This window comes from Streptomyces sp. NPDC127106, from assembly GCF_042677605.1.
GTDB lineage: Bacteria > Actinomycetota > Actinomycetes > Streptomycetales > Streptomycetaceae > Streptomyces.
Genome location: NZ_JBHXTC010000043.1, coordinates 1 through 3,690, shown reverse-complemented (window position 1 = coordinate 3,690; position 3,690 = coordinate 1). Strand labels below are relative to the sequence as shown.

General features: G+C 76.9%; 1 protein-coding gene. It reads right to left on the bottom strand.

The features are described from left to right. Positions 1-105 precede the first annotated feature (105 nt). On the bottom strand, positions 106-3,690 hold a 3,585-nt coding region (locus ACFVGY_RS27990; RefSeq protein ID WP_385681991.1), incomplete at its 5' end, for an SDR family NAD(P)-dependent oxidoreductase.

Below are 3,690 nucleotides of genomic sequence, written 5' to 3'. Positions count from 1 at the left end.
TGGGGCGGGGGGGTCCCTGTTTTTTTTTTTCATCTTCCGCCGGCGGGGGCCGGCCCCCCCCGGCGGCCGGGGGCGCGCCCCCGCGGGCCTGGGGGTGGGTGGGGTTCAGCCCTGGCCGAACTTCTTGTCGATGAGCGCGAACAGCTCGTCGTCGCTCGCGTCCTCGATCGCGTCCGCCGTGGTCGCCGCGCCGTCGGTCCGACGGGCGTCGTTCCACTGGGACAGCAGGGCCTGGAGGCGCACCGCGATGCGCGCGTGGGCCGCGTCGTCGCCGGCCTCCGCGGCCAGTTCCGCCGGGTCCAGCGAGGAGAAGGTGCTTTCCAGGCGGTCGAGTTCCTCCAGTACGGAGAGCTTCCGCTCTGCCGTGCCGTCCGGGGCGACCTCGCCGAGCAGGTGCCGGGCGAGGGCGGCCGGGGTCGGATAGTCGTAGATCAGGGTGGCGGGCAGCCGGAGGCCGGCGGCCGCCCCGAGCCGGTTGCGCAGTTCGACGGCGGTCAGCGAGTCGAAGCCGAGTTCCTTGAACGCCTGCTCCTCGCCGACGGCTTCGGCCGACCTGTACCCGAGTACGCCGGCCACCTGGCCGCGCACCAGGTCCACCACGGTCCGTTCCCGCTCGGCCGCCGGCAGGCCGGCCAGTCGCTCGGCGAGCGTCCGGACACCGGCACCGGTGGCCGCGGCCGCGGTGCTCTGTGCTCCGTGGGGCCCGTCGGACGCCGGCGACGCCGCCCGCCGCGGCCGGACCGGAGTCCGGACCAGACCGCGGAACACGGGCAGGAGTCCGCCGTCCGCGGCCCGGGCGCGCAGGGTCGGCAGGTCGAGGCCGATCGGCAGCAGGACCGGCTCGTCGTCCGCGGCGAGGGCGGCGTCGAAGAGGGCCAGGCCGTCCGCCGCGGGCAGCGGGGCGACTCCGCCGCGTGCGGCGCGTTCCCGCTCCGCTTCGGTGAGTCGGCCCGCCATGCCGCGTTCCTCGGCCCACATGCCCCACACGAGGGAGAGGGCGGCCAGCCCGTGGGCCCGGCGGTGCCGGGCGAGGGCGTCGAGGAACACGTTCGCCGCGGCGTAGTTGGCCTGGCCGGCGGCGCCGAGGGTGCCGGCGGCGGCGGAGAACAGGACGAACGCCGACAGGTCGAGGTGGCGGGTGAGCTCGTGCAGGTGCAGCGCCCCCGCCACCTTGGGCCGCAGGACCCGGTCGACGCGCTCGGGGGTGAGCAGGTCGACGACGCCGTCGTCCAGCACGGCCGCGGTGTGCACGACCGCCGTCAGCGGACGCTCGGCCGGTACGGACTGCAGGAGCGCGGCCAGCGCGTCCCGGTCGGCGACATCGCAGGCCGCCCAGGTGACCTCGGCGCCCAACGCGGTGAGGTGTGCCGTGAGTTCGGGTGCCGTCTCGGTGTCGGCGCCCCGGCGGCCGGTGAGCAGGAGGTGCCGTACGCCGTGCTCGGTGACCAGGTGGCGGGCGAGGAGGCCGGCGAGTCCGCCGCCGGCCCCGGTGACGAGGACCGTGCCGCGCGTGTCGATGCGGCCGGCCTGTTCCCCGGTGGCCGCCGTCCGGGCGTCCACCCGGGCCAGGCGGGGTGCGTACAGGGCCCCGCCGCGTACGGCCAGTTCGGGTTCGGTGGACGCGAGGGCACCGGGCAGGGCCCGGTCGGCGGCTTCGGTGTCGTCGAGGTCGACGAGGACGAACCGGTCCGGGTGCTCGGTCTGCGCGGCGCGCAGCAGGCCCCACACCGGGGTGTGGGCGAGGTCGCCCGCCTCGGTGTCCTGGTGAGCGGCGACCGCGCCACGGGTGACGACGGCCAGGCGCGCGCCGGCGAAGCGGGGGTTGTCCAGCCAGCCCTGCACGGTCCCGAGTACCCGGTGCGTGACGTCCCGGGCGTCCTGCGCGAGGCGGGCGGCGTCCGGGGCCGTGGTGCCGGTGGCCGGGGCCGGGGCCGGGGCTGTCGTGAACGGTACGACCACGGTGTCGGGCATCGGCTGCCGCCCGGCCGCGACGGCCGCGTCCAGTGCGCCGAGACCGTCGTACGCGGTGGCGGGAACTCCCGCGCGGCCCAGCGCGGCGGCCAGTTCGGTGTGGGCGTCGCCGCCGCTGCCGGTGGCGTCCGCGATGACCGCGAGGGTCGTGGCAGCCGGGCGTGCGGGCGCCGCCGTACGCACCCAGTCGAGGCGGAACAGCCCGTCCTGCGACGCCCCGTCCGGGGCCGCCGCGAACCGGTCGGCGTCGAGCTCCCGGGTGACCAGCTCCCGGACGGAGGCGACGGGCGCGCCCTGCTCGTCGGCCAGCTCGACGGAGACGGTGCCGGCGCCGTCGCGGGCGGTGATCCGCAGCCGAAGGGCGTCGGCTCCGGCCGCGTGCAGCGACACCCCTCGCCAGGTGAGGGGCTCGCGGGCGGCGCCGTCACCGGTGGTGGGGGCGGCGGTCGCCGCGAGCGCCCGGACGGCGGTGTCGAGCAGGGCCGGGTGCAGGGCGAATCCGCCCGCGGAGGCGCGCAGCTCGTCGGACAGCCGGGCCTGCGCGAAGACCTCCTCGCCCCGTACCCAGATCCGGGTCAGGGTCCGCAGGGCGGGCCCGTGGTAGAGGCCTGCGGCGGCGAGCCGGTCGTTGACCGCGTCGACGGAGACCTCTTCGGCTCCGGTGGGCGGCCAGCACGCGGCGTCACCGCTGCTGCCGGTCTCCCCGGTGGCCTCGGCCGCGTCCGCGGCGAGGAACCCGGTGGCGTGCCGGGTCCAGGACCCGCCTGACTGCCCGTCTCCGTCGCCCGCCTCCGTGCGGCTGTGCACCTCCACCTGACGGCGGCCGGTGTCCTCGGTTCCGCCCACGGTGAGCCGGAGCTGTACGGCCCCGTCCTCGGGGAGGAGGAGCGGCTCCTCGGCGGTCAGCTCCTCCACGTGCCCGCAGCCGACCTCGTCCCCCGCCCGCAGCGCCAGTTCGACGAGGGCCGCGCCGGGGACGACCACGGAGTCGGCCACGACGTGGTCGGCCAGCCACGGGTGCGTCCGGCGGGAGAGCCGGCCGGTGAACAGGAACCCGCCGGTTCCGGGCAGCTCGACCGCGGCGCCGAGCAGCGGGTGCCCGGCCGGATCGAGGCCGAGCGAGGCGGCGTCCTCGGCGGCGGCGAAGGAGTCGACCCAGTAGCGCTCGCGCTGGAAGGCGTAGGTGGGCAGGTCGACGCGGCGGGCGCCGGTGCCGGAGAAGTACGCCGTCCAGTCGACGGTGACGCCGTGGACGTGGGCCCGGCCGAGGGCGGCGGCGAGGGTCTCGGCCTCGGGCCGGCCCTTGCGGAGCGCGCCCACGAAGACGGCGCCATCGGGGCCGCCGGCGCCGCCGTCACCGACCAGGCAGTCCTGGGCCAGCGCGGACAGCACCCCGTCGGGCCCGATTTCCACGTACGCGGTGACGCCGGCGGCTTCCAGGGTGCGGATGCCGTCGAGGAAGCGGACGGCTTCCCGGACGTGCCGGACCCAGAAGTCGGCGGAGGCCATCTCGTCGCCGGCGAGGGCGCCGGTGAGGTGGGAGACGAGCGGGATGCGCGGGGCGGCGTACGTGAGCTGCTCGGCCACCTTGCGGAAGTCGGCCAGCATGCCGTCCATGTGCGGAGAGTGGAACGCGTGGCTGACGGTCAGCCGCTTGGTCTTCCGGCCGTCCGCTTCGAAGCGCCCGGCGATCCCCACCACCGCGTCCTCGTCACCGGC